At 68.1% G+C, this 19,055-nt stretch carries 18 protein-coding genes and 4 tRNA genes; 10 read left to right on the top strand and 12 right to left on the bottom strand.

The window, feature by feature from the left end:
* Positions 1 to 15: 15 nt before the first annotated feature.
* Positions 16 to 1,974, top strand: a complete 1,959-nt coding sequence (gene dxs / locus QE374_RS02045; protein WP_309731752.1) for a 1-deoxy-D-xylulose-5-phosphate synthase — start codon at positions 16 to 18, stop codon at positions 1,972 to 1,974.
* A 54-nt stretch (positions 1,975 to 2,028) separates the two neighbouring features.
* On the opposite strand, the gene QE374_RS02040 is transcribed toward dxs, so the two are convergent.
* The 4 genes from QE374_RS02040 to QE374_RS02025 form a co-directional block, all read right to left on the bottom strand.
* Positions 2,029 to 4,173, bottom strand: a complete 2,145-nt coding sequence (locus QE374_RS02040; protein ID WP_309736572.1) for a 3-hydroxyacyl-CoA dehydrogenase NAD-binding domain-containing protein — start codon at positions 4,171 to 4,173, stop codon at positions 2,029 to 2,031.
* 8 nt (positions 4,174 to 4,181) lie between these two features.
* The gene (locus QE374_RS02035) at positions 4,182 to 5,387 is read right to left on the bottom strand and encodes a thiolase family protein (RefSeq protein WP_309731751.1); all 1,206 of its coding nucleotides are present in this window, start codon (positions 5,385 to 5,387) and stop codon (positions 4,182 to 4,184) included.
* A 73-nt stretch (positions 5,388 to 5,460) separates the two neighbouring features.
* A complete protein-coding gene (locus QE374_RS02030) occupies positions 5,461 to 6,657 on the bottom strand; it encodes an HRDC domain-containing protein (RefSeq protein ID WP_309731749.1) in 1,197 nt (398 codons plus the stop codon).
* Positions 6,650 to 7,237, bottom strand: a complete 588-nt coding sequence (locus QE374_RS02025) for a DUF3000 domain-containing protein (protein WP_309731747.1) — start codon at positions 7,235 to 7,237, stop codon at positions 6,650 to 6,652. The genes QE374_RS02030 and QE374_RS02025 overlap by 8 nt, the downstream gene beginning before the upstream one ends.
* A 25-nt stretch (positions 7,238 to 7,262) precedes the next feature.
* Between QE374_RS02025 and QE374_RS02020 the strand changes: the two genes are divergently transcribed.
* Positions 7,263 to 8,486: an alpha/beta fold hydrolase gene (locus QE374_RS02020; protein ID WP_309731745.1), complete on the top strand. Its 1,224-nt coding sequence runs from the start codon at positions 7,263 to 7,265 to the stop codon at positions 8,484 to 8,486.
* Here QE374_RS02020 and QE374_RS02015 read toward each other — a convergent pair.
* Genes QE374_RS02015 through QE374_RS02005 form a run of 3 tightly spaced genes read right to left on the bottom strand, consistent with a single transcriptional unit; the run spans position 8,455 to position 10,535 of the window.
* Positions 8,455 to 9,165: a dihydrofolate reductase family protein gene (locus QE374_RS02015; RefSeq protein WP_309731743.1), complete on the bottom strand. Its 711-nt coding sequence runs from the start codon at positions 9,163 to 9,165 to the stop codon at positions 8,455 to 8,457. The two genes, QE374_RS02020 and QE374_RS02015, sit on opposite strands and share 32 nt — an antisense overlap.
* Positions 9,166 to 9,167: 2 nt before the next feature.
* Positions 9,168 to 9,608 carry a SufE family protein gene (locus QE374_RS02010; protein WP_309731741.1) on the bottom strand — a complete coding sequence of 147 codons (441 nt, stop codon included), beginning with the start codon at positions 9,606 to 9,608 and terminating at the stop codon, positions 9,168 to 9,170.
* A 24-nt stretch (positions 9,609 to 9,632) separates the two neighbouring features.
* The gene (locus QE374_RS02005; protein ID WP_309731740.1) at positions 9,633 to 10,535 is read right to left on the bottom strand and encodes a sulfurtransferase; all 903 of its coding nucleotides are present in this window, start codon (positions 10,533 to 10,535) and stop codon (positions 9,633 to 9,635) included.
* Positions 10,536 to 10,657: 122 nt separating this feature from the next.
* Here QE374_RS02005 and zapE point away from each other — a divergent pair, with 122 nt between their 5' ends.
* The 3 genes from zapE to QE374_RS01990 all read left to right on the top strand — a co-directional run bounded on the left by zapE (position 10,658) and on the right by QE374_RS01990 (position 13,670).
* Positions 10,658 to 11,692, top strand: a complete 1,035-nt coding sequence (gene zapE, locus QE374_RS02000) for a cell division protein ZapE (RefSeq protein ID WP_309731738.1) — start codon at positions 10,658 to 10,660, stop codon at positions 11,690 to 11,692.
* Between the two features lie 194 nt (positions 11,693 to 11,886).
* The gene (locus QE374_RS01995) at positions 11,887 to 13,113 is read left to right on the top strand and encodes an ammonium transporter (protein WP_309731736.1); all 1,227 of its coding nucleotides are present in this window, start codon (positions 11,887 to 11,889) and stop codon (positions 13,111 to 13,113) included.
* Between the two features lie 95 nt (positions 13,114 to 13,208).
* Positions 13,209 to 13,670, top strand: coding sequence for a type II toxin-antitoxin system PemK/MazF family toxin (locus tag QE374_RS01990; RefSeq protein ID WP_309731735.1), 462 nt, complete (start codon positions 13,209 to 13,211; stop codon positions 13,668 to 13,670).
* A gap of 3 nt (positions 13,671 to 13,673) precedes the next feature.
* Here QE374_RS01990 and QE374_RS01985 read toward each other — a convergent pair whose 3' ends face one another.
* Entirely contained in the window at positions 13,674 to 14,330 is a 657-nt protein-coding gene (locus tag QE374_RS01985; protein WP_309731733.1) for a pentapeptide repeat-containing protein, read from the bottom strand.
* 397 nt (positions 14,331 to 14,727) lie between these two features.
* Positions 14,728 to 14,803: transfer RNA gene (locus QE374_RS01980), tRNA-Val, on the bottom strand.
* Between the two features lie 148 nt (positions 14,804 to 14,951).
* Between QE374_RS01980 and QE374_RS01975 the strand changes: the two genes are divergently transcribed.
* The 3 genes from QE374_RS01975 (at position 14,952) to QE374_RS01965 (ending at position 15,248) form a co-directional block, all read left to right on the top strand.
* Positions 14,952 to 15,024 (top strand) — tRNA-Gly (locus tag QE374_RS01975).
* A 55-nt stretch (positions 15,025 to 15,079) separates the two neighbouring features.
* Positions 15,080 to 15,150, top strand: a tRNA-Cys gene (locus QE374_RS01970).
* A gap of 26 nt (positions 15,151 to 15,176) precedes the next feature.
* Positions 15,177 to 15,248: transfer RNA gene (locus tag QE374_RS01965), tRNA-Val, on the top strand.
* Positions 15,249 to 15,317: 69 nt separating this feature from the next.
* Here QE374_RS01965 and QE374_RS01960 read toward each other — a convergent pair.
* Both QE374_RS01960 and QE374_RS01955 read right to left on the bottom strand, forming a co-directional pair.
* Positions 15,318 to 15,755 carry a hypothetical protein gene (locus QE374_RS01960; RefSeq protein ID WP_309731732.1) on the bottom strand — a complete coding sequence of 146 codons (438 nt, stop codon included), beginning with the start codon at positions 15,753 to 15,755 and terminating at the stop codon, positions 15,318 to 15,320.
* Positions 15,752 to 16,219 carry a hypothetical protein gene (locus tag QE374_RS01955; protein WP_309731731.1) on the bottom strand — a complete coding sequence of 156 codons (468 nt, stop codon included), beginning with the start codon at positions 16,217 to 16,219 and terminating at the stop codon, positions 15,752 to 15,754. Before QE374_RS01955 ends, QE374_RS01960 begins: the two co-directional genes overlap by 4 nt.
* 257 nt (positions 16,220 to 16,476) lie before the next feature.
* On the opposite strand from QE374_RS01955, the gene QE374_RS01950 reads away from it, so the two are divergent.
* Positions 16,477 to 16,782, top strand: a complete 306-nt coding sequence (locus QE374_RS01950) for a hypothetical protein (protein WP_309731730.1) — start codon at positions 16,477 to 16,479, stop codon at positions 16,780 to 16,782.
* 73 nt (positions 16,783 to 16,855) lie between these two features.
* Here the strand turns inward: QE374_RS01950 and QE374_RS01945 are convergent, their stop codons facing one another.
* Positions 16,856 to 17,569, bottom strand: coding sequence for an alpha/beta hydrolase (locus tag QE374_RS01945; RefSeq protein WP_309731728.1), 714 nt, complete (start codon positions 17,567 to 17,569; stop codon positions 16,856 to 16,858).
* A 247-nt stretch (positions 17,570 to 17,816) separates the two neighbouring features.
* On the opposite strand from QE374_RS01945, the gene QE374_RS01940 reads away from it, so the two are divergent.
* Positions 17,817 to 19,031, top strand: coding sequence for a cupin domain-containing protein (locus QE374_RS01940; protein WP_309731726.1), 1,215 nt, complete (start codon positions 17,817 to 17,819; stop codon positions 19,029 to 19,031).
* The last annotated feature ends 24 nt before the right edge of the window (positions 19,032 to 19,055 follow it).

The following is a 19,055-nucleotide window of genomic DNA, read 5'->3' as shown; positions in this document are numbered from 1 at the left end:
AGGAAGGGAACAGATATGTCGTTGTTGTCCGACGTGAGCCGGCCGAGCGATCTGCGCACCCTGACGACCGCTCAGCTCGAAGAGCTCGCCGGGGAGATCCGTGCGTTCCTCATCGAGAATGTGGCCCGCACCGGCGGGCATCTCGGACCGAATCTCGGGGTGGTGGAGCTCACCATCGCGCTGCACCGTGTCTTCGACTCGCCGAACGACCCCATCGTCTTCGACACGGGACACCAGTCGTACGTGCACAAGCTGCTCACGGGCCGGCAGGACTTCTCCGCGCTGCGCTCACGCGGCGGCCTCGCCGGGTATCCGCAGCGTTCGGAGAGCGAGCATGACATCGTCGAGTCCTCCCACGCCTCCAGTTCGCTCAGCTGGGCCGACGGCATCTCCCGTGCCTTCGCCCAGACCGGCCGGCGCGACCGTCACGTCGTCGCCGTTGTCGGTGACGGTGCCCTCACGGGCGGAATGACCTGGGAAGCGCTCAACAACATCTCCGATGACAACGATCGGAACCTGGTCATCGTCGTCAACGACAACGGCCGTTCGTATGCGCCGACGATCGGCGGCATGGCGCGCTACCTCAACCGCGTGCGCACCGCCGACGCCTACCAGAGTCTGCATCGCGGGTCCCGCAATCTCATCACCCGTCTGGGTCCGGCCGCGCGGGCGTTCTATCGCGGCGTGCGCGGCGGCACGCGGGGCTTCCTCTCGCGGTTCACCAACAACGAGGCGCTCTACTCCAACCTCGACATCAAGTATCTGGGCCCGATCGACGGTCACGACATCCGGGCGCTGCTCGAGACGCTCGAGCTCGCGAAGAACTACGGCGCTCCCGTGATCGTCCACACGATCACGGAGAAGGGCCGCGGCTACCAGCCCGCCGTGGAGGACGAGGCCGACCAGTTCCACGCGGTCGGCCGCATCGACCCGGTGACGGGTGCGACGCTCGGCGCGGACGCGGGGACCGCGTGGACCGACGTGTTCGCGGAGGAGCTCACGCGCATCGGAGCGGAGCGCTCCGATGTGATCGCCGTCACGGCGGCCATGCTGCGGCCCACCGGCCTGCTGCCGTTTGCGCAGCGCTTCCCGGACCGGGTCTACGACGTCGGCATCGCCGAACAGCACGCGGCCGCGTCGGCCGCAGGTCTCGCGTACGGCGGTCTGCACCCCGTCGTCGCGGTCTACGCGACGTTCATGAACCGTGCGTTCGACCAGGTGCTGATGGATGTGGCGCTGCACCGCGCCGGGGTCACGTTCGTCCTCGATCGCGCCGGCGTCACGGGTCCCGACGGTCCGAGTCACCACGGCATCTGGGACCTTGCGATGCTGCAGCTGGTGCCCCGTATCCGGATCGCGGCACCACGTGACGCGGCGCGTCTTCGTGAGGAGCTGGCGGAGGCGGTGGAGGTCTCGGACGGTCCCACCGTGCTGCGATATCCGAAGGGCGCGGTGGGCACGGAGCTTCCCGCCGTCGAGCGTCTGGACGACGGCGTCGACGTGCTCGTGAAACCCCAGGCGGCCGACGTGCTCATCATCGGTATCGGCCCCATGGCGCATACCGCGATGGAGGTCGCCGAGCGTCTCTCCGCGCAGGGCATCGGTGCGACCGTCGTCGATCCGCGATGGGTCGTCCCCGTGGCGGGCTCACTCGTCGATCTGGCGGCCGCGCACCGACTCGTGATCACGATCGAGGACGGCATCCGGGTGGGCGGGATCGGCACGCGCATCCGTCAGGTGCTCCGTGAGAACGGCGTCGACACGGCCGTCGACGAACTCGGAGTCCCGGACGAGTTCATCGACCATGCCTCCCGCGACCAGATCCTCGCGGATGCAGGCCTCACCGCCGCCAAGATCGCGCAGGATGTGGTCGCGCAGGTGCTGGGCACGCGGATCCCCGTGGCCCGCGGGTCGAAGGATGCGGCGGATCTCCGCGTTCCGGACGACGAGGGCGTCGGATCACGCAGCTCCTGACACGACGTCGAAGGGGCGGCCCACCGTTCGGTGAGCCGCCCCTTCGACGGTGAGTCAGGCGCCGACGCCGCGGATCGGCGGAGTGTGGAACGTCGCGCCGAACACGCGCTCGGAGGCGCCCTCTCTGTCGAGGTACGGCGATGCCCCGCCGTCGATGAACGGCCAGCCCGCGCCGAGGATGAGGCACAGATCGATGTCCTGCACCTCCGGGACGACCGCATCGTCCAGCATGATGCGGATCTCCTGCGCCAGGCCGTCCTGCACGCGGCGGAGGATCTCCGCCTCCGCGACAGGTGTCGTGCCGACAGCGGGCTTCAACACCTTCTCGGCGGCCTTCGTCCAGCCCGTGACACGTCCGCTCTTGTCCTTCTCGACGATCTCCGCCAGCTCGGCCAGCTTGTGGAAGTTCTCCGACGCGAAGAACCGGTCGGGGAAGGCATGCGCCATCGTGTCCTGCACGTGCGCCGCAACCTTCCAGCCCACCAGATCGATGAGCTGGAACGGCGTCATCGGCAGCCCCAGCGGAGCGAATGCCTTCTCGACGGTGAGCAGCGGCGTGCCCTCGTAGACGGCGCGTGCCGCTTCGCCCATGACCTTCGCCAGGAGCCGGTTGACGACGAAGCCGGGAGCGTCGGCGGTGAGCACAGCGTTCTTTCCGAGACCCTTGGCCACGACGAAGGCAGTGGACAACGCCGCATCCGAGGTCGCTTCGGTCTTGACCACCTCGATGAGCGGCATGACGGCCACCGGGTTGAAGAAGTGGAAGCCCACCAAGCGCTCGGGGTGCGCGAGCTTGGACCCGATCTCGGTGACCGAGAGCGACGAGGTGTTGGTCGCGAGGATCGCGTCTTCGGCCACGATCGACTCGATCTCCGCGAACACCTGCTGCTTGACACCGACCTCCTCGAAGACCGCCTCGATGACGAAGTCGCAGTCCGCGTACTGCGATTTGTCGGTCGTGCCGGTCACGAGTCCGCGCAGCTGGTTGGCGGCGTCCGCGTCCAGACGCCCCTTCGCCTCGAGCTTGCCGATCTCCTCGTGGATGTGGGCCACCCCCTTGTCGACCCGCGCCTGGTCGATGTCGGTGATGAGGACGGGCACGCGGAGCTTGCGCACGAACAGCAGCGCGAACTGACTGGCCATGAGGCCCGCGCCGATGACGCCGACCTTGGTGACCTTCTTCGCGAGCGTCTTGTCCGGCGCGCCCACGGGGCGTTTCGCGCGCTTCTGCACGAGATCGAAGGCATACATCGAGGCCGCGAACTGGTCGCCGACGACGAGATCCGCCAGCGCCTCGTCCTCGCGCGCGAAGCCCTCGGCCCTGGTTCCCCCCTTGGCCTTGTCGAGGAGCTCGAGCGCGACGTAAGGCGAGCGCGGGACCGTGCCGATCCGGCTCTCCAGCATGCCGCGAGCCACCTTGATCGCGATCGGCCACTTCGTGAGACGCTCGATCTTGCCGGGCTCGTTCTTGCGCTCGACCTTGATCGCGCCACCGATGACACCGTCGGCCCAGGCGAGAGACTCCTCGAGGAAGTTCGCGGGGGAGAAGATGGCGTCGAACATCCCGAGTTCGTACGCCTGGCGGGGCTTGAGCGTGCGGTTCTGCTTCAGCGGGTTCGAGATGACGACCTCGAGCGCCTTCTCGATGCCGATGAGGTTCGGCAGCAGGTACGAACCGCCCCAACCCGGGATGATGCCCAGGAACACCTCGGGCAACGCGATCGCGGCTGCGGACGCATCCACCGTGCGGTACGTGGAGTTGAGTGCGATCTCGACGCCGCCGCCGAGCGCGAGGCCGTTCACGAAGGCGAAAGACGGCACGCCGAGCTCCGCAAGGCGACCCAGCACCTGGTGGCCGCGCTGCGCAATGAGCTTGGCGGCATCCCGTGACGGGACCTTCGAGACATCGGAGAGGTCGGCTCCCGCAGCAAGGATGTACTGCTTGCCCGTGATGCCGACGGCATGGATCTCGCCGGCCGCTGCGCGCGAGGCGAGTGCGGACAGCGTGTCGCCGAGCTCCTTCAGCGTCGCGGGGCCGAGGGTGTTCGGTCGGGTGTGATCCCGGCCGTTGTCGAGTGTGATGAGCGCCAGCACCTTGCCCGAGGGCAGCCGGATGTCGCGCACGGGGGAGTGGGTGACGACCTCGTCGCCGCTGAACTGGTCGAGCGGGGAGAAATCGATCGCGTCGTAGTCGGTCATGGTGGCACTCACTTCCGCTTCTTGCCGTCGAAGAACGGGTTCTCCCAGATGACCGAGCCGCCCTGCCCCAGTCCCACGCACATCGCGGTGAGTCCATAGCGGACGTCGGGCCGCTCACGGAACTGCGCGGCGAGCTGGATCATCAGACGCACGCCGGATGCGGCCAGCGGGTGCCCGAGCGCGATGGCGCCGCCCCAGGGGTTCACGCGCGGGTCGTCGTCGGCGATCCCGAAGTGGTCGAGCAGGGAGATCACCTGGATCGCGAAGGCCTCGTTCAGCTCGAACAGGCCGATGTCGTCGATCGTCAGTCCCGCCTTGCGCAGGGCCTTCTCCGTCGCCGGAATCGGCCCGATGCCCATGATCTCCGGCTGCACACCGGCGAAGGCGAACGAGACGAGGCGCATCTTCGGCTGCAGGCCGAGTTCCTTCACCGCCCCGCCGCCGGCCAGCAGGCCCATCGTCGCGCCGTCGGTGAGCGGTGACGACGTGCCGGCCGTCACGCGACCATGGGGACGGAACGGGGTCTTCAGAGTCGCGAGCTGCTCGAGCGTCGTCTCGGGGCGTCGTCCCTCATCCTCGGTCGCGAGGCCCCACGCACCGTCGGCGTCCTTGATCGCCACGGGCACGAGGTCGGGCTGGAACCTGCCGTTCTCGTACGCCGCCTGCGCCTTGTGCTGGCTGAGCATCCCGAACATGTCGCTGCGTTCGCGCGTCAGATGCGGGAAGCGGTCGAAGATGCGCTCCGCGGTCACGCCCATGTTGAGCGCTCCCGGGTCGACCATCCGCTCGGCGACGAACCGCGGGTTCGGGTCGGCGTTGGCGCCGATGGGGTGATGCCCCATGTGCTCGACACCCCCGGCGAGCGCGACGTCGTACATCCCGACGCCGATCGAGCCGGCCATCGTCGTGACGCTGGTCATGGCGCCGGCGCACATGCGGTCGATCGCGAAGCCGGGAACCGTCATCGGCAGACCTGCCAGGATCGCCGCCGAGCGGCCGAGGGTGAGTCCCTGGTCGCCCGTCTGGCTGGTCGCGGCGATGGCGACATCATCGATGCGGTCCGCGGGGACCTGCGGATTGCGCTCCATGACGCCGATGATCGTCTTGACCACCAGATCGTCCGCGCGGGTGTTCCAGTACATGCCCTTCTCGCCGGCGCGCCCGAAGGGCGTACGCATGCCGTCGACGAAGAAGACGTCCGAAATCTCGGCCACTCTGCCTCCAATGATCGGGGTTTCCTCCAACGTAGGAGGGGCTCGGGGCCGGAAAAAACCGGTTGGATCGAACCTACGAAGCGTCCTCCGCCGCGTTCTCGACCGATTGCACGGAAGCCACAAAAGCATCGGCGATCACCTGTGCGGTTTCTCGCACCTGCCAGCGGCGGGCGCCCAGGGAGAGGAGGGCTTCCCCCACGGTGTCCGCGTCGATCGGTGTCGGCGGCTCCCACGCGACGCGGCGCAGCAGTTCGGGAGTCAACAGGTTCTCGGTGGGCATGGTCAGCTCCTCGGCGCGTGCTTCGACGAGCGGCCGAGCGGCCTTCAGGCGGGCGTCGGCCTCGGGGTTGCGGTCGATCCACGCCCGCGGCGGAGGCAGCGCGTCGCTGCCGACACGCTCGAGAGGGAGATCCGTCGCGGCGCGCCCCTCCTCGATGGCCGCCCACCACCGGTCGAGCTCCGACCGGCTGGCACGGCCCGTGAACTCCTTCACCGCGGCGAGAGCACGCTTGCTGTCCGGAGCGGCTGCGACGGCCGCCACGAGCGCGCGGTCCGGCACCAGGCGACCCGGAGACACGTCCTGCGCGACGGCGAGATCTTCGCGTGCCTGCCACAACGCGCGGGCGATGGCGAGATTGCGGCGCCCACGGAGGGTGTGCAGGCCGCTCAACCGTCGCCAGGGGTCCGTGCGCGGCGGCTTGACGGGCCGGTCGAGTACGGCCTGGAACTCCTCTTCGGCCAGCTCGGTCTTTCCTTGCTCGGCCAGCTCAGTCACGAGCGCGTCACGCACGTCGACCAGGTGCACCACATCCAGCGCGGCGTACTCCAGCCAGGACTGGGGGAGCGGACGCGTCGACCAGTCCGCCGCGGAGTGCGCCTTGGCGAGAGTGATGCCGAGCGTGTCCTCGACGACGGCACCGAGCCCGACGCGGGAGTGTCCGAGAAGCCGCGAGGCGAGCTCGGTGTCGAAGATGTGCGGCGGCTCCAGTCCCAGCTCTCGCAGCGACGGCAGATCCTGGCTGGCAGCGTGGAGCACCCAGTCAGCCGTGCCGAGGACGGCCTGCAGCGGGGAGAAGTCGGAGAGGGCCGGCGGATCGATGAGGAACACACCCGACCCGCGCCGGTAGATCTGCACCAGGTACGCGCGCTGTGAATAGCGGAAACCGGATGCACGTTCCACGTCGACAGCGAACGGACCTTCACCCTCGGCGAGTCTCTCGATCGCCGACGTGAACTCTGCTTCGTCGGCGATGACGGAGTACTCAGGCACGGGATGAACCCCTTCCCCGGATCTGCGCGATCCCTTCCGAGCCGGGCGGAAGCCCGGCGAGCATGCAAACCAATTCTGCCCACGCTTCGACGTGTCGTTCGATCTCGCCCTCCGGGGACCATGACGCGCGCAGCTCGATCTGGGCACCGTCTCCCTCGGCGGCGAGTGAACCGAACCCCTTGGACAGGGTCTTCGTGGCCGTGCCCGATGCGGCGTGGTAGCCCGCGCTGCGGGTCTGCAGGGCGTCGAGGAGCCAGGACCAGGCGACGTCGGCCACCAGCGGATCCGTGCCGATCTCGGTATCGAGAGGCGCCTGTGCGAAGCACACGATGCGCCACGGCGAGTCCCAGGGCTCGGGTTCGGACGGGTCGTGGAGGAGAAGGAAGCGGCCCGTGCCGAAAGCGGACTCGTGCTCGCCGGGCTCGGGGCGCACATCGCCGGCCATCGCGAACGAGGCCGGGGCGATTCCGGACGGAGCGGGAATCTGACGCACGACGAGGTCCTCGCGGAACGACACCTCGAGGATCCGCGCGACGGCGTCGTCGAGTGCAGACGCGGGTGCGGCTGGGTCGGAGGGCACGGCGACAGACTAGAGTGAAGCCACGATGTTGGACTCCAGGCGCGCCGCCCGCCATGGCGCCTCACCCACCGCCTTCGCCCTCTTCCGCGGCGCAGCCGTCGCTCTCGCGACTGCGACCGCGCTGTGCTCCGCCCTGATCGGAGCCGTCGCCATCCGGGTGGCCCGTCAGGTCGTGACGCCCGCCGGGCGTCGTGCCGACACCCGCATCCTGGCGCTCGATCCGGCGTCGCAGACGATCACGCTCGAGCGCAACGACGACACCGAGCTGCCGGGGCGCTACGGGCTGTTCACCCGCGGCACCGAGGACTACGTCAAGCTCGGCAGCGTGCTGGCCGAGAATGAAGCGGGCGTCAAGCGCAAGCTGCTGACACACGTCGGTCAGGACGCACGGCTCTCCGCTGAGGCGGCGTTCAGCGGCTGGTACTTCGACCGCCCGGAGCAATTGCAGCTGCCCTTCAGCTCCCAGCTCATCGGTTCGGCCGTCGGGCCGTGCCCCGCGTGGCTCTTCCCGGCCGAGAAGGACACGGACCTGTGGTGCATCCAGATCCACGGCCGCGGCACGACCCGGGCGGAGTGCCTTCGCGCCGTTCCGCTCATGCACAACCTTGGCCTCACCACGCTCGTCGTGTCGTACCGCAACGACGGCGAGGCACCGCGCAGCCGCACGGGCACCTACGGGCTGGGTGCCACGGAGTGGCGCGATGTCGATGCGGCGATCGGCTTCGCCCGCCGCAACGGCGCCCGCCGCATCCTGCTCATGGGATGGTCGATGGGAGGCGCGATCGCGCTGCAGCTGGCCCTCAGCTCGGCGCATCGGGACATGATCGCCGGTGTCGTACTCGATTCGCCCGTCATCGACTGGCGCGTCGTGCTCGACTACCAGGCGGGCCTCATGAAGCTTCCTGTCACCGTGACCAAGCTCGCCATCTCAGCGCTCCAGTCGGACTGGGGCACGGCGTTCACCCGTACCGGAACACCGATCCCGTTCGATCGCCTGGATGTCGTCGCGCGCGCGGACGAGCTTCGCGATCCGATCCTGATCCTGCACAGCGACGATGACGGCTTCGTGCCCTCGGACGCATCGCACGATCTTCGTCAGGCGCGGCCCGACCTCGTCGAGCTCGAGGTGTTCGAGGTGGCCCGCCACACGAAGCTCTGGAACTACGACGAGCAGCGGTGGAGCGATCGCATCCGCGACTGGGTGCGCGCGCAGGGCCTCACACCGACGGCCGAGCCCGCAGATAGCTGAAGCCGGAGTCGTCGACGAGCAGGCCGTGTGGAGCACCCAGCGCGTGACCGTCCGGAACATGGATGAACGGCGCGGTCGCCGGCACGAGCTGCGGCGCGACGGAGACGCAGAACTCATCGATGACGCCTGCCTGAGCGAACTGCGAGGCGAGCGTGGGCCCTCCCTCGCAGACGACACGCAGCCATCCGCGGTCCGCGAAGGCCGAGATGACGCGGGACGGCTGGAGATCGTCGCCGGGTACGGCGATGACGTCGAGACCCAGACTCTCGCTGTTGCCTCTCACGGTGTCGGCATCGCGCTCGGCGCAGACGAGGAAGACGCGGGCGGTGTCATCATCCGGCGCCAGCTGGTGGCCTTCGAGCCGTCCCGTTCGTGTGACGATCGCCAGTCGGGTGCGTTTGGGCACGACATATCGCTCGGCGCGTACGCTCTGCGCGCCCACCACCACGACATCGCTCCACCCGCGGATCACCCCGAGGATGCGGCGATCGACGGGACTCGAGAGCGTGTCGCTCGTACCGTCCGTGCCCGTCGCCGAACCCGTCAACGACGTGATCATGTTGAGCCGCACCGACCGCTCGGCATCCGGCTCGTACTCGGCGCGGAGCCAGGCCAGCCCGGCGTCATCGCCGGCGTCTATGCGTTCGATGGGGCGGGGGATCACACGCGTGAGGTACATGCTCAGGTGCCGCTCTTGCGTTGGATCTGTCGCTTGGCGCGCAGGAGCATCCCCGTCATCCCTGCGATGCGCAGGGGAGAGACCGCGCGGGTCAGGCCCAGGCTCTGCGGGTAGTCGTCAGGAACCGCGAGGGCGTCCGCGACGGTGAGGCCGGTCAGCCCCTGTGCCAGGATGCTGGCGAAGCCGCGGGTCGTGGGAGCCTCCGCCGGAGCGGTGGCGTGCATCGCGACGATGCCGTCCTCATCCACATCGACGACGATGTACACGGGGGACTGGCACTCGGCCACGCGCTCGCACAACTCCGGATGTCCCTCGTACTCCGACGGGATCGGCGGGAGCTCCTGCGAGAACTCCAGAAGCAGCTGCAGGCGTTCGGGTTCGGCGAGGGCGAGGAAGTCCTCGCGGATCTCGGCGAGCTTCTCGGGGAGGGCGCTGTCGGTCATCCGCGACATTCTCGCACGCGGCGTCTAGCGGCCGGGCACCTCGCCCGGCTCGGCACCGGTGACGATGGGCACGCGCACCGCGCTGCCCCACTCGGTCCAGGACCCGTCGTAGTTGCGGACATCCTCGAAGCCGAGCAAGTGCTTCAGGACGAACCAGGTGTGACTGGAGCGCTCCCCGATCCGGCAGTATGCGACGATCGGCTCGCCGTCGGTCAGGCCCGCCTCACCGCGGTAGATCGCGTCCAGGTCCGTGCGCGTCTTGAACGTGCCGTCCTCGGCGACCGCGCGTGCCCACGGCACACTCTGCGCAGAGGGGATGTGGCCGGCACGCAGTGCGCCCTCCTCCGGGTAGGCGGGAGCGCTGGTGCGCTCACCCGAGTACTCCTCGGGTGACCGAACGTCGATCAACGGATGCCCCAGATGAGCGAGCACATCCTCTTTGTAGGCGCGCAGGACGCTGTCGTCGCGCTCGATGACGGGGTACTCGGTGCGCGCGCGGTCCGCCGGCTCGGTCGTGATCTCCCGACCCTCTGCGATCCAGCGGTCACGGCCGCCGTCGAGCAGACGCACATCCTCGTGGCCGAACAACGAGAACACCCAGAGCGCGTATGCCGCCCACCAGTTGTTCTTGTCGCCGTAGATGACGACGGTGTCGTCGCGCGAGATGCCCTTGCGGCCGAGGAGCTCGGCGAATCCGTTGCCGTCGACGTAATCGCGCACGACGGGATCGTTCAGCTCGGTGTGCCAGTCCACCTTGACCGCGCCGGGGATGTGCCCGGTCTCGTACAGCAGCACGTCCTCATCCGACTCGACGACCACGAGTCCGGGCGTGCCCAGACGCTCCTGGAGCCACTGGGTGGTGACGAGTCGCTCGGGGTGCGCGTAGGCGGCGAACTTCTCGGACGAGGCATCGAGGTCGACGGGCACGGGGAACTCCTGTTCAGTCGGGGCGCGACCGAGCACGTAAAGTGAGCACGTCGCCCGACCGAGCCTAGGTTCGCGTCGCCGCGCCCGCATCCGCTCCGTAACCGTGTGACACAGGATCCCGCATGACTTCGCCCGCTCATCAGAACGCATTCGTGCACCTCGCCGAGCGGTCTCCGCAGGTGACCGGTGCCGACATGGTCGCCTCCCTCGTGCCTCCGCCCCAGTTCGCGGACGCGAGTTTCGACACGTACCGCGCGGACGAAGCCTTCCCCTCGCAGGCCGAGGCGAAGCAGACTCTTCGTGAGTTCGCCGGCGCGGTGGTGGAGGCGCCCAAGCGCGGCCTGTTCCGCCGTGCTCCCCGCGCACCCGAGCGCAAACCCGGCGTCTACCTCGACGGTGGCTTCGGTGTCGGCAAGACCCACCTGCTCGCATCGATCTATCACGCGATGCCCGCGCGCCGGAAGTATTTCGGGTCGTTCATCGAGTACACGGCTCTGGTCGGCGCGCTCGGCTACCAGCAGACGGTCGAGCTGTTCCGCGGCTCCGATCTGCTGTGCATCGACGAGTTCGAACTCGACGATCCAGGCGACACGATGGTGATGACGCGTCTGCTCGGCGAGCTCGTCGCATCCGGCACCAAGCTGGCTGCGACCTCCAACACCCCGCCGAACGCACTCGGTGAGGGGCGCTTCGCCGCGCAGGACTTCCTGCGCGAGATCCAGGCGATGTCGGCCTCGTTCGAGACGCTGAGGATCGACGGCGTCGACTACCGCCAGCGCGCGGTGGACGGTCATGCGGTCGTCTTGGACGCGGGCGCCTACGACGGCGCTCTCGCCGAGGCCGCCGGAGCCGGCGTCGTCTCCGATGACGAGTTCTCGGCCCTCATCGCCCATCTGGCGAAAGTCCACCCGTCGCGTTACATCCGCCTCATCGACGGCGTGACGACCATCGGGCTGCGCGACGTGCACCAGCTGACCGATCAGTCCGCGGCCCTTCGCTTCGTCGCCTTCGTCGACCGCGCGTACGACGCACAGCTCCCGGTGCGGGCCACCGGCGTGGCGTTGGACCAGGTCTTCGGCGAGGAGATGCTGGCGGGCGGCTACCGCAAGAAATACCTGCGCGCCATCTCACGGCTGATCGCTCTCACCCACTCCTGAGCCGCGATCCCTGGCGGGTTCCCGGTGTGGGGAAACCTGTTGTTTACCGTGGCGGGCTCGCTGTAACACAGCCGAAACACCATTCGCGCACCCCTGGAACTCCTTCTCGACAAACTGTGGACGTCCTGAGGAGCTGCGACCCGATCTGCGGCCCTGGGATTACCTCGAGTAACACGACATGGATGAGGAATTTCATGGATAGCGGAAATCTCGCCTGGTCCGTCGCTGCGACGGCACTTGTGCTCTTCATGACGCCGGGCGTCGCGTTCTTCTACGGAGGACTCGTCAAGGCCAAGAGCGTCGTCAGCATGATGATGATGAGCTTCGGCGCGCTCGGCCTGGTCAGCGTTCTGTGGATCCTCTACGGGTTCAACATGAGCGCGGTCGAAAGCCCGTTGTCGTTCGCCGGCAACCCTTTCTCCGACTTCGGTCTGGGCGGCCTCGACGACAACGGTCTCGTCGGCGCCACCTACGGCGCGACGTTCGCGATCATCACCGTCGCCCTGATCTCCGGTGCGATCGCCGACCGCGCCAAGTTCGGCGCCTGGATGATCTTCGCCGGCGTCTGGGCCACCGTCGTCTACTTCCCCGTCGCAGCATGGGTCTGGGGTGGCGGCTGGGTCATGAAGCTGGGGGAGACCCTCGGCTTCTCGACCTCGGTCATCGACTACGCCGGTGGTACCGCCGTGCACATCAACGCCGGCGCCGCGGCGCTCGCGCTCGCGCTCGTCCTCGGCAAGCGCATCGGCTTCCAGAAGGGCATCACCAAGCCCCACAACGTGCCGCTCGTCATGCTCGGTGCGGCGATCCTGTGGTTCGGCTGGTTCGGCTTCAACGCCGGCGCTGAGGGCACCTTCGGCCTGCTCGGCACCGAGGACTCCTCGGTCGGCCTCATCATCATCAACACGCTGGGCGCCACCGCGGCGGCCATCATCGGTTGGCTCGTCGTCGAGAAGCTGAAGGACGGCAAGGCCACCTCGGTGGGCGCCGCCTCGGGTGCCGTCGCCGGTCTCGTCGCCATCACCCCCTCGTGCGCCAACCTCACGCCCGGCTGGGCCCTGCTGCTCGGTGTCGTCACCGGTGCCGTCTGTGCCCTCGCGATCGAGCTGAAGTGGAAGCTCGGCTACGACGACTCGCTCGATGTGGTCGGCATCCACCTCGTCGGCGGTCTGATCGGAACGATCTACCTCGGCTTCTTCGCGACCGAGACCGGCCTGTTCGTCGGCGGCAACTACGAGCAGCTCGTGCTGCAGGTCATCGCCGCGGTGGGCGTGCTCGTCTACTCCTTCGTCGTCGCCTGGATCATCGGCTTCGCGATCGAGAAGACCATCGGCTTCCGCATCAAGAACGAGGACGAGCTCGCGGGCGTGGACTCCACGGTTCACGGCGAGGAGGGCTACTCGCTCGCCGAGCAGTCCTGACACATCGTTTCCAGCAGGAGAGGGCGTCGCGGATCACCGCGGCGCCCTCTCCTTTCGGCATCTGCAGCACCCTTCAGCCTGGATAGGCTGGCGCGATGGGTCTGCTCTCCCGCCTCGGCCGCGGTGTCCTGCGCCTGGTACGGCCTTCGGCGTCCACTCAGACGTACGAGGTGGATCCTCGTTCCGTAGGCCGTCTGAGGCTCGCGTATGCGCCGCGCCCCGACGGGATCCCGGATGCGGGGGAGATCGTGTGGACGTGGGTGCCGTACGCCGAACGTGACGGGCGCGGCAAGGACCGTCCTGTGCTCGTCGTTGCGCGTCAGAGCCGCGACCGCGTCTACGCGGTCAAGCTGACCAGTCGCGCGCATCCAGGCTCCGATGCCTATATCGCTCTGGGGGCGGGCGGGTGGGACCCGAAGCGCCGACCATCGTGGGCCGACATCGATCAGCTCTACAGCGTCTCCCACGCGGGGCTGCGCCGGGAGGGTGCCACGCTGGACGCGGGGCGCTTCGGTCGCGTCGCCGAGGCTTTGCGCGCGCGCTTCGGCTGGCGATGATCGTCAGTCGTCGCTGATCGAGATCCCGACGTGCGCCGCGAGAAGGGGCGCCAGCTGCAGTGCCTGCTCGGGGGTGATCGTGGCGCCGGACAGATGGCCGACGCCCCCGACTGTCGAGAGCGTCGCACCCCGGAGATCCACATCCACCAGGACTGCGCGAGGCACCTCGAGCGAGGCGATCCGCGTGTCTGTGAACCGCACCCGGCGGCATCGCGTCTCGCCCAGATCGAGTTCGTCGATCGAGCAGTCCGTGAACTGTACGTCGAGCAGCTCCGAGCCGCGCAGGTTGACGAAGCCCAGACGGCATCCGATGAAGTGGACACTGCGCAGCGAGCTGTCGTATGCGGTGAGAGCCCCGATACGGCCGCTCAGGCGCGCATCGGACCAGTCGGTGCGAGCAGCATCCATGACGGGGACGTCCACCGCGTCGAGCGCGACCTCGAGCAGCCCCGCGCCGCGTAGGCGCAGTTCGGGGACGGCGAGTCGATCGAAGCGGACGCCGTCGACTCTGGCGTCCGTGAGATCGACGGGGGAGTGCCGTTCGACCGCCAGGCTCACGCCGGTCAGCGTCGTCCCCGGTCGCAGCTGCTCGGGGCTGCCGTCGGCGAGGTCGTCGAGGTGCAGCGTGTTCAGCTGCGGCGGTTTCGGTGGAGTGGCCACGCGTCCATCCTGACCTGTGGCGTCCGGATGCGCGAAGGGGGATGTCGATCCGTCGACGTTCGCCGATAGCCTCGGGTCATGAGCGAGAGCATCCATCGCACACGGAGATCGTTTGTTCGCGGACTGGTGTGGGGAACGCTCGTCCTCTTGGCCGCCGCGGTGCTCCTGCTCATCACCACCTCCAGTCAGGGGGCGTGTTACGACTCTGGCATCGACCCCGCTGCGAGTTACTGCACGACGGAACCGGTTGTGGGCGTGGCAGGCGTATGGATCCTCTGGACTCTCTGGGCGGTCCTCGCCGCTGCCAGCGGATACCGGGTTCTTCGGCGAAGGACTCCGTGACAGCGGCGCCAAGGTGACAGCGAACAAAAACCCCCGGTTATACCGGGGGTTTCAATGGTGGGCGATACCAGACTCGAACTGATGACCTCTTCCGTGTGAAGGAAGCGCGCTACCAACTGCGCCAATCGCCCATGACCCGTGGGGCCGAGAATCGAGCATACCGGATGCGGACGGGCTTCGTTGACCAGACCGCGAGACACGCGCGGGGCCGTCTCGGTTTTGCGAAGCGTCGGAGTTGGGATAATGTTTTCCAAGTGCCCGAGAGATCGGGAACGAAATGCGGATGTAGCGCAGTTGGTAGCGCATCACCTTGCCAAGGTGAGGGTCGCGAGTTCGAGTCTCGTCATCCGCTCGAGTGCGGGGATCTCCCTCCGGGGAGATCACGTCACGTGGGTCGAACCACACACGGTGGCGTGGCCGAGCGGCTAGGCACCGGCCTGCAAAGCCGTTTACACGGGTTCGAATCCCGTCGCCACCTCGCCCATAACTGAACAGCCTGTACAGGCGCGATTGGCGCAGCGGTAGCGCGCTTCCCTGACACGGAAGAGGTCACTGGTTCGATCCCAGTATCGCGCACCGAAGAACCCCCGGTCATCCGGGGGTTTTCTCGTTTCCGGGGTCGGTCGTGCCGCCCATAGAAACGGGCTACTCGGATCCGAGAACGGCATCGATCTCGCTGCGCATGACCCCGATGCCGGCACCGATGTTCGCGTACCTCAACCCGAGCTGATCGGCCGGCGCGGTGAGGTCGAGTGATGTTCCGCTCTCATCCTTGGCGAACAGGTCGACATCGCTGGGATCGGCACCGCCGGCACGGCGGGCCGCGAGGAGGATGGCTCCGAGCTCGTCGGGGGTGACGGGCTCGTTTCCGGACAGGACGGCATCGACGAGCCAGCCCCACGAGAGCCCGGTGACGGTGCGTTCTGCCGACGCATCCACGACGCGCGGACCCGCGGCTTTCACGGCGCTGACGACATCGGAAGGCTCGACGTTTCCGGAGTTACTCGTCGCAGGCGTGCAGGCTGCACTCAACATCGCAATCGCCAGAACAAGGGCGACAGCGAGGGGACGGTTCTTCTTCATGGAGCACTCCAGGTTAGGTGAAAACGGCTCACTGCTCGCTGCCCAGCGCGGCTTCGATGTCGTCGCTGAGCACGCCGAAGCCTGCCACGATTTCCCACCCGTATGCCGAGCTGCTCGGCGGGCGCAGTGAGATCGAGAGGCGAGCCGCTTGCGTCGGTGGCGTAGAGACGGACGTAATCAGGGTTCCCGTCACCCGCGTGGCGGACGGCGAGCAGCAGACCACTCAGTTCTTCGGGGGTGACGGGATCGCTACCGGACAGGGCCACGTCGACGACCCATCCGGATGCGAATCCGCTCATGCCGCTCTCCGCATCCGCATGCGCGACCCGGGAATCCGCCTGTTCGACGGCGCTGACGACGTCGGGAGGCTCGGCATGCTGTCGCGGCGCGCACGCAGCGCACAGGACCAGTATCGGCAGAATGACGGCTACGCGGCCAGCCCGCCTGATCTCGGTCTTGCGCATCATCAGCTCTCTGACTTGTCGCGGTCGTCGCGGCGGTTCCGCACAGTCTGGCAGGTGTTCTCCGCCGCACAGGGCTCGTCCACAGGCACGACGAGCGTGAGCGGTGCGACGTCTGCACGACGCGTGGTGCTGATGTGTTCTCATGTGATCAGCGCGGTGCTCCATCCCGCATCCACCGTGCAGATGTCGCAGCGTTCTGGTCCACTGGCGTGCGTTGCGCGCAGGGGTCGCCGTTGCCGGGCCGGTACAGTCGGACCATGGATGCCGCACCGACGACGACACGCCGTGAGGCCCTGCCCTGGGTGGGCTTCGGGCTCGCCGTGGCGCCCCTGGCTTTGATTCTGCTCACCCTTACCACAGGCATGTCGACGAGCGGCCTGAGCGCGATCTTCGTCCCCGCCATCATCGCGGGGCTCGTCCTCTCGATCGTCTCGCTCGCGAAGAAGAAGCGACCGCGGTGGCCGGCGATCACGGCGATCGTCCTGATCGGCGTCGGATTCGTCGCGTGGGGCGCGTTCGCCATCTGGGCCATCGCCGGGTTCGTTCAGATCATGATGCTCTGAACCGCTCCCTCCGGGTCGGATGCGGCGAGCCCGCCCGGCGCGGCGGATGCCGGGCGCCGGACGGGCTCGAGAGTCAGACGAGCTCTGCGAGTGCGGTCCTGATCAGCTCGGCGACGGCCTCGGGGTTCGAGACCATCACGGAGTGCGACGCGCCGTCGATCACGCGGGTGCTGCGCGAGCCCGCCCGCTCCGCCATGAACGCGAGGCCCGCCTCGGGGATGTTCATGTCTCCCGTGCCGTAGACGAACCACGACGGCAGCGTCTTCCACGCCGGCGTCTCGGCGGGAAGGCCCTCGCCGAGGGCGTAGTCCCGGATCGGTCGCTGTGTGAGGGCGGACAGCTTCGCCACCTCGAGCGGCACGTCGGCGGCGAACTGCTCGGGGAACAGCGCGCGGTCGACGACGAGGTCGTTCGTGCCGTCGCCGAGCGGGTACGGGCGCACGCGCTCACCCAGCGTGCTGCCGGGGAACTGACCGGTCAGATCGAGCGCGTTCTCACCGTGGTCGGGCGCGAAGGCCGCCACGTAGACGAGACCCTTGACCTTCTCGTTTCCGGCGCCGGCTTCGGTGATGACCGCGCCGCCGTACGAATGGCCCACCAGCAGCACGTCTCCGGGGAGCGAGTCCACGAGACGACGCACGTTCTCCGCGTCCGTGGTCACGCTGCGCAGGGCGTTCGGGGTCGCGATCGCGTCGATGCCCGCATCCTGCAGCAGGGTCAGAACGCCGTTCCAGCTCGAGGACTCGGCGAAGGCGCCGTGCACGAGGACGACGGTGATATCGGACATGGGTGGTTCTCCTCAGGTTCCTGGGCTCGCCCGCGAGGCGCCCGGCGGCGCGGCGGGTACGCGCAGACGCTACAAGCGGGGTGAGGCGCCCGCATCCGCTCTGAGTCGGAACCCGCCCCGCTCCTTGACGAGGCTCGACGAGCCTCGACGCGCGTCGAAGCGGCTTGCGTCACGACGCGGTGCCGAACCGGGGTGCGGCTCGACGAGACTCGCCGTCATCCACCTCATGCGACCAAGGAGCACCATCATGGAGACCCCGGACAGCACCGCGCAACATCACGAGGCTGCATCATTCGGCAACCCCGACCTTCCGCCTGAGGGCGAGGTCAACACGGTCGACCGGCCGCAGAGCGCCGTGATGACGGGCCCGCAGAACCGGGCGATCGCATCGCAGTTCCCCAACCAGATCGACGCCCCGGCCACCGACATCTCGACGCAGCCGTTCTTCTGGTCCTCGTTCAACATCTCGCCGCGTCGCGTGCAGCGTGGAGGATGGGCGCGTGAAGTGACCAGCAGCGACTTCCATATCTCGGAAGAGATCGCCGGGGTCAACATGTATCTGGAGGCGGGCGGCATCCGGGAGCTCCACTGGCATCAGACCGCCGAATGGGCGGTGATGACCCGCGGTAAGGCACGCGTGACGACGCTCAGCCGATCCGGACTGCCCGCGGTCGAAGACGTGGAGGAGGGGGATCTGTGGTTCTTCCCCGCAGGGACCCCGCACTCGCTGCAGGGGCTCGGACCCGACGGCGCGGAGTTCGTGCTCGCGTTCGACGACGGGCAGCAATCGGAGTCCAACACGCTGCTGCTGACGGACTGGTTCGCACACACCCCGCCGGAGGTCCTGGCGAAGAACTTCGGGGTCGCGCAGGAGGTGTTCTCCGACATCCCGCTGCACAACCTCTGGATCTTCCCCGGCGACGAGCCGCCCGAGCTGGCGGTCGACCAGGCCGCGGCCGGTGTCGAGTGGGGGATGGAACCGGTCATCTTCCGCCTCTCACGCTCCCAGCCCCGGTATCACAACTCCGGAGGCAGCGTGCAGATCGCCGATTCGACCAACTACGCGTACTCGAACACCGTGGCGGCGGCGCTCGTGACGGTCGAGCCGGGGTCGATGCGCGAGTTGCACTGGCACCCCAACGCGGACGAGTGGCAGTACTACCTGCGCGGCTCCGCCCGCATGACCGTGTTCACCACCGGTCCGCACGCCAATACGACGGACTTCCGGCCGGGTGATGTCGGGGTCGTCAAGAAGAACTACGGCCACTACATCGAGAACACCGGCGACGACGTCCTGCAGTTCCTCGAGGTCTTCCGCGCCGACAGGTACGAGGAGATCAGCCTCGCCAACTGGCTGGCGCACGTGCCGCCCCAGCTCGTCTCCGCCCATCTCAACATCGACCCCGCCGTGCTCGCCACCTTCCCCCGGACAGCGCAGGGCATCACCCCCCTGCGCGGCTGAGCGAATGCGTGCGCCGGGATCGGC

This window comes from Microbacterium sp. SORGH_AS_0428 (assembly GCF_031453615.1).
Classification (GTDB): domain Bacteria; phylum Actinomycetota; class Actinomycetes; order Actinomycetales; family Microbacteriaceae; genus Microbacterium.
Note: the sequence above shows the minus strand (reverse complement) of the source record. Positions and strands in the feature narration are given on the sequence as shown.

Excerpts from the sequence above, each read along its gene's own strand:
- QE374_RS01955 (WP_309731731.1), bottom strand. The coding sequence starts at position 16,219 with ATGCGCAAGACCGAGATCAGGCGGGCTGGCCGCGTAGCCGTCATTCTG.
- QE374_RS01950 (WP_309731730.1), top strand. The coding sequence starts at position 16,477 with ATGGATGCCGCACCGACGACGACACGCCGTGAGGCCCTGCCCTGGGTG.
- QE374_RS02040 (WP_309736572.1), bottom strand. The coding sequence starts at position 4,173 with ATGACCGACTACGACGCGATCGATTTCTCCCCGCTCGACCAGTTCAGC.
- QE374_RS01990 (WP_309731735.1), top strand. The coding sequence starts at position 13,209 with ATGGGTCTGCTCTCCCGCCTCGGCCGCGGTGTCCTGCGCCTGGTACGG.
- QE374_RS01945 (WP_309731728.1), bottom strand. The coding sequence starts at position 17,569 with ATGTCCGATATCACCGTCGTCCTCGTGCACGGCGCCTTCGCCGAGTCC.
- QE374_RS01960 (WP_309731732.1), bottom strand. The coding sequence starts at position 15,755 with ATGAAGAAGAACCGTCCCCTCGCTGTCGCCCTTGTTCTGGCGATTGCG.
- QE374_RS01995 (WP_309731736.1), top strand. The coding sequence starts at position 11,887 with ATGGATAGCGGAAATCTCGCCTGGTCCGTCGCTGCGACGGCACTTGTG.
- zapE (WP_309731738.1), top strand. The coding sequence starts at position 10,658 with ATGACTTCGCCCGCTCATCAGAACGCATTCGTGCACCTCGCCGAGCGG.
- QE374_RS02015 (WP_309731743.1), bottom strand. The coding sequence starts at position 9,165 with ATGTACCTCACGCGTGTGATCCCCCGCCCCATCGAACGCATAGACGCC.
- QE374_RS02020 (WP_309731745.1), top strand. The coding sequence starts at position 7,263 with ATGTTGGACTCCAGGCGCGCCGCCCGCCATGGCGCCTCACCCACCGCC.
- dxs (WP_309731752.1), top strand. The coding sequence starts at position 16 with ATGTCGTTGTTGTCCGACGTGAGCCGGCCGAGCGATCTGCGCACCCTG.
- QE374_RS01940 (WP_309731726.1), top strand. The coding sequence starts at position 17,817 with ATGGAGACCCCGGACAGCACCGCGCAACATCACGAGGCTGCATCATTC.
- QE374_RS02010 (WP_309731741.1), bottom strand. The coding sequence starts at position 9,608 with ATGACCGACAGCGCCCTCCCCGAGAAGCTCGCCGAGATCCGCGAGGAC.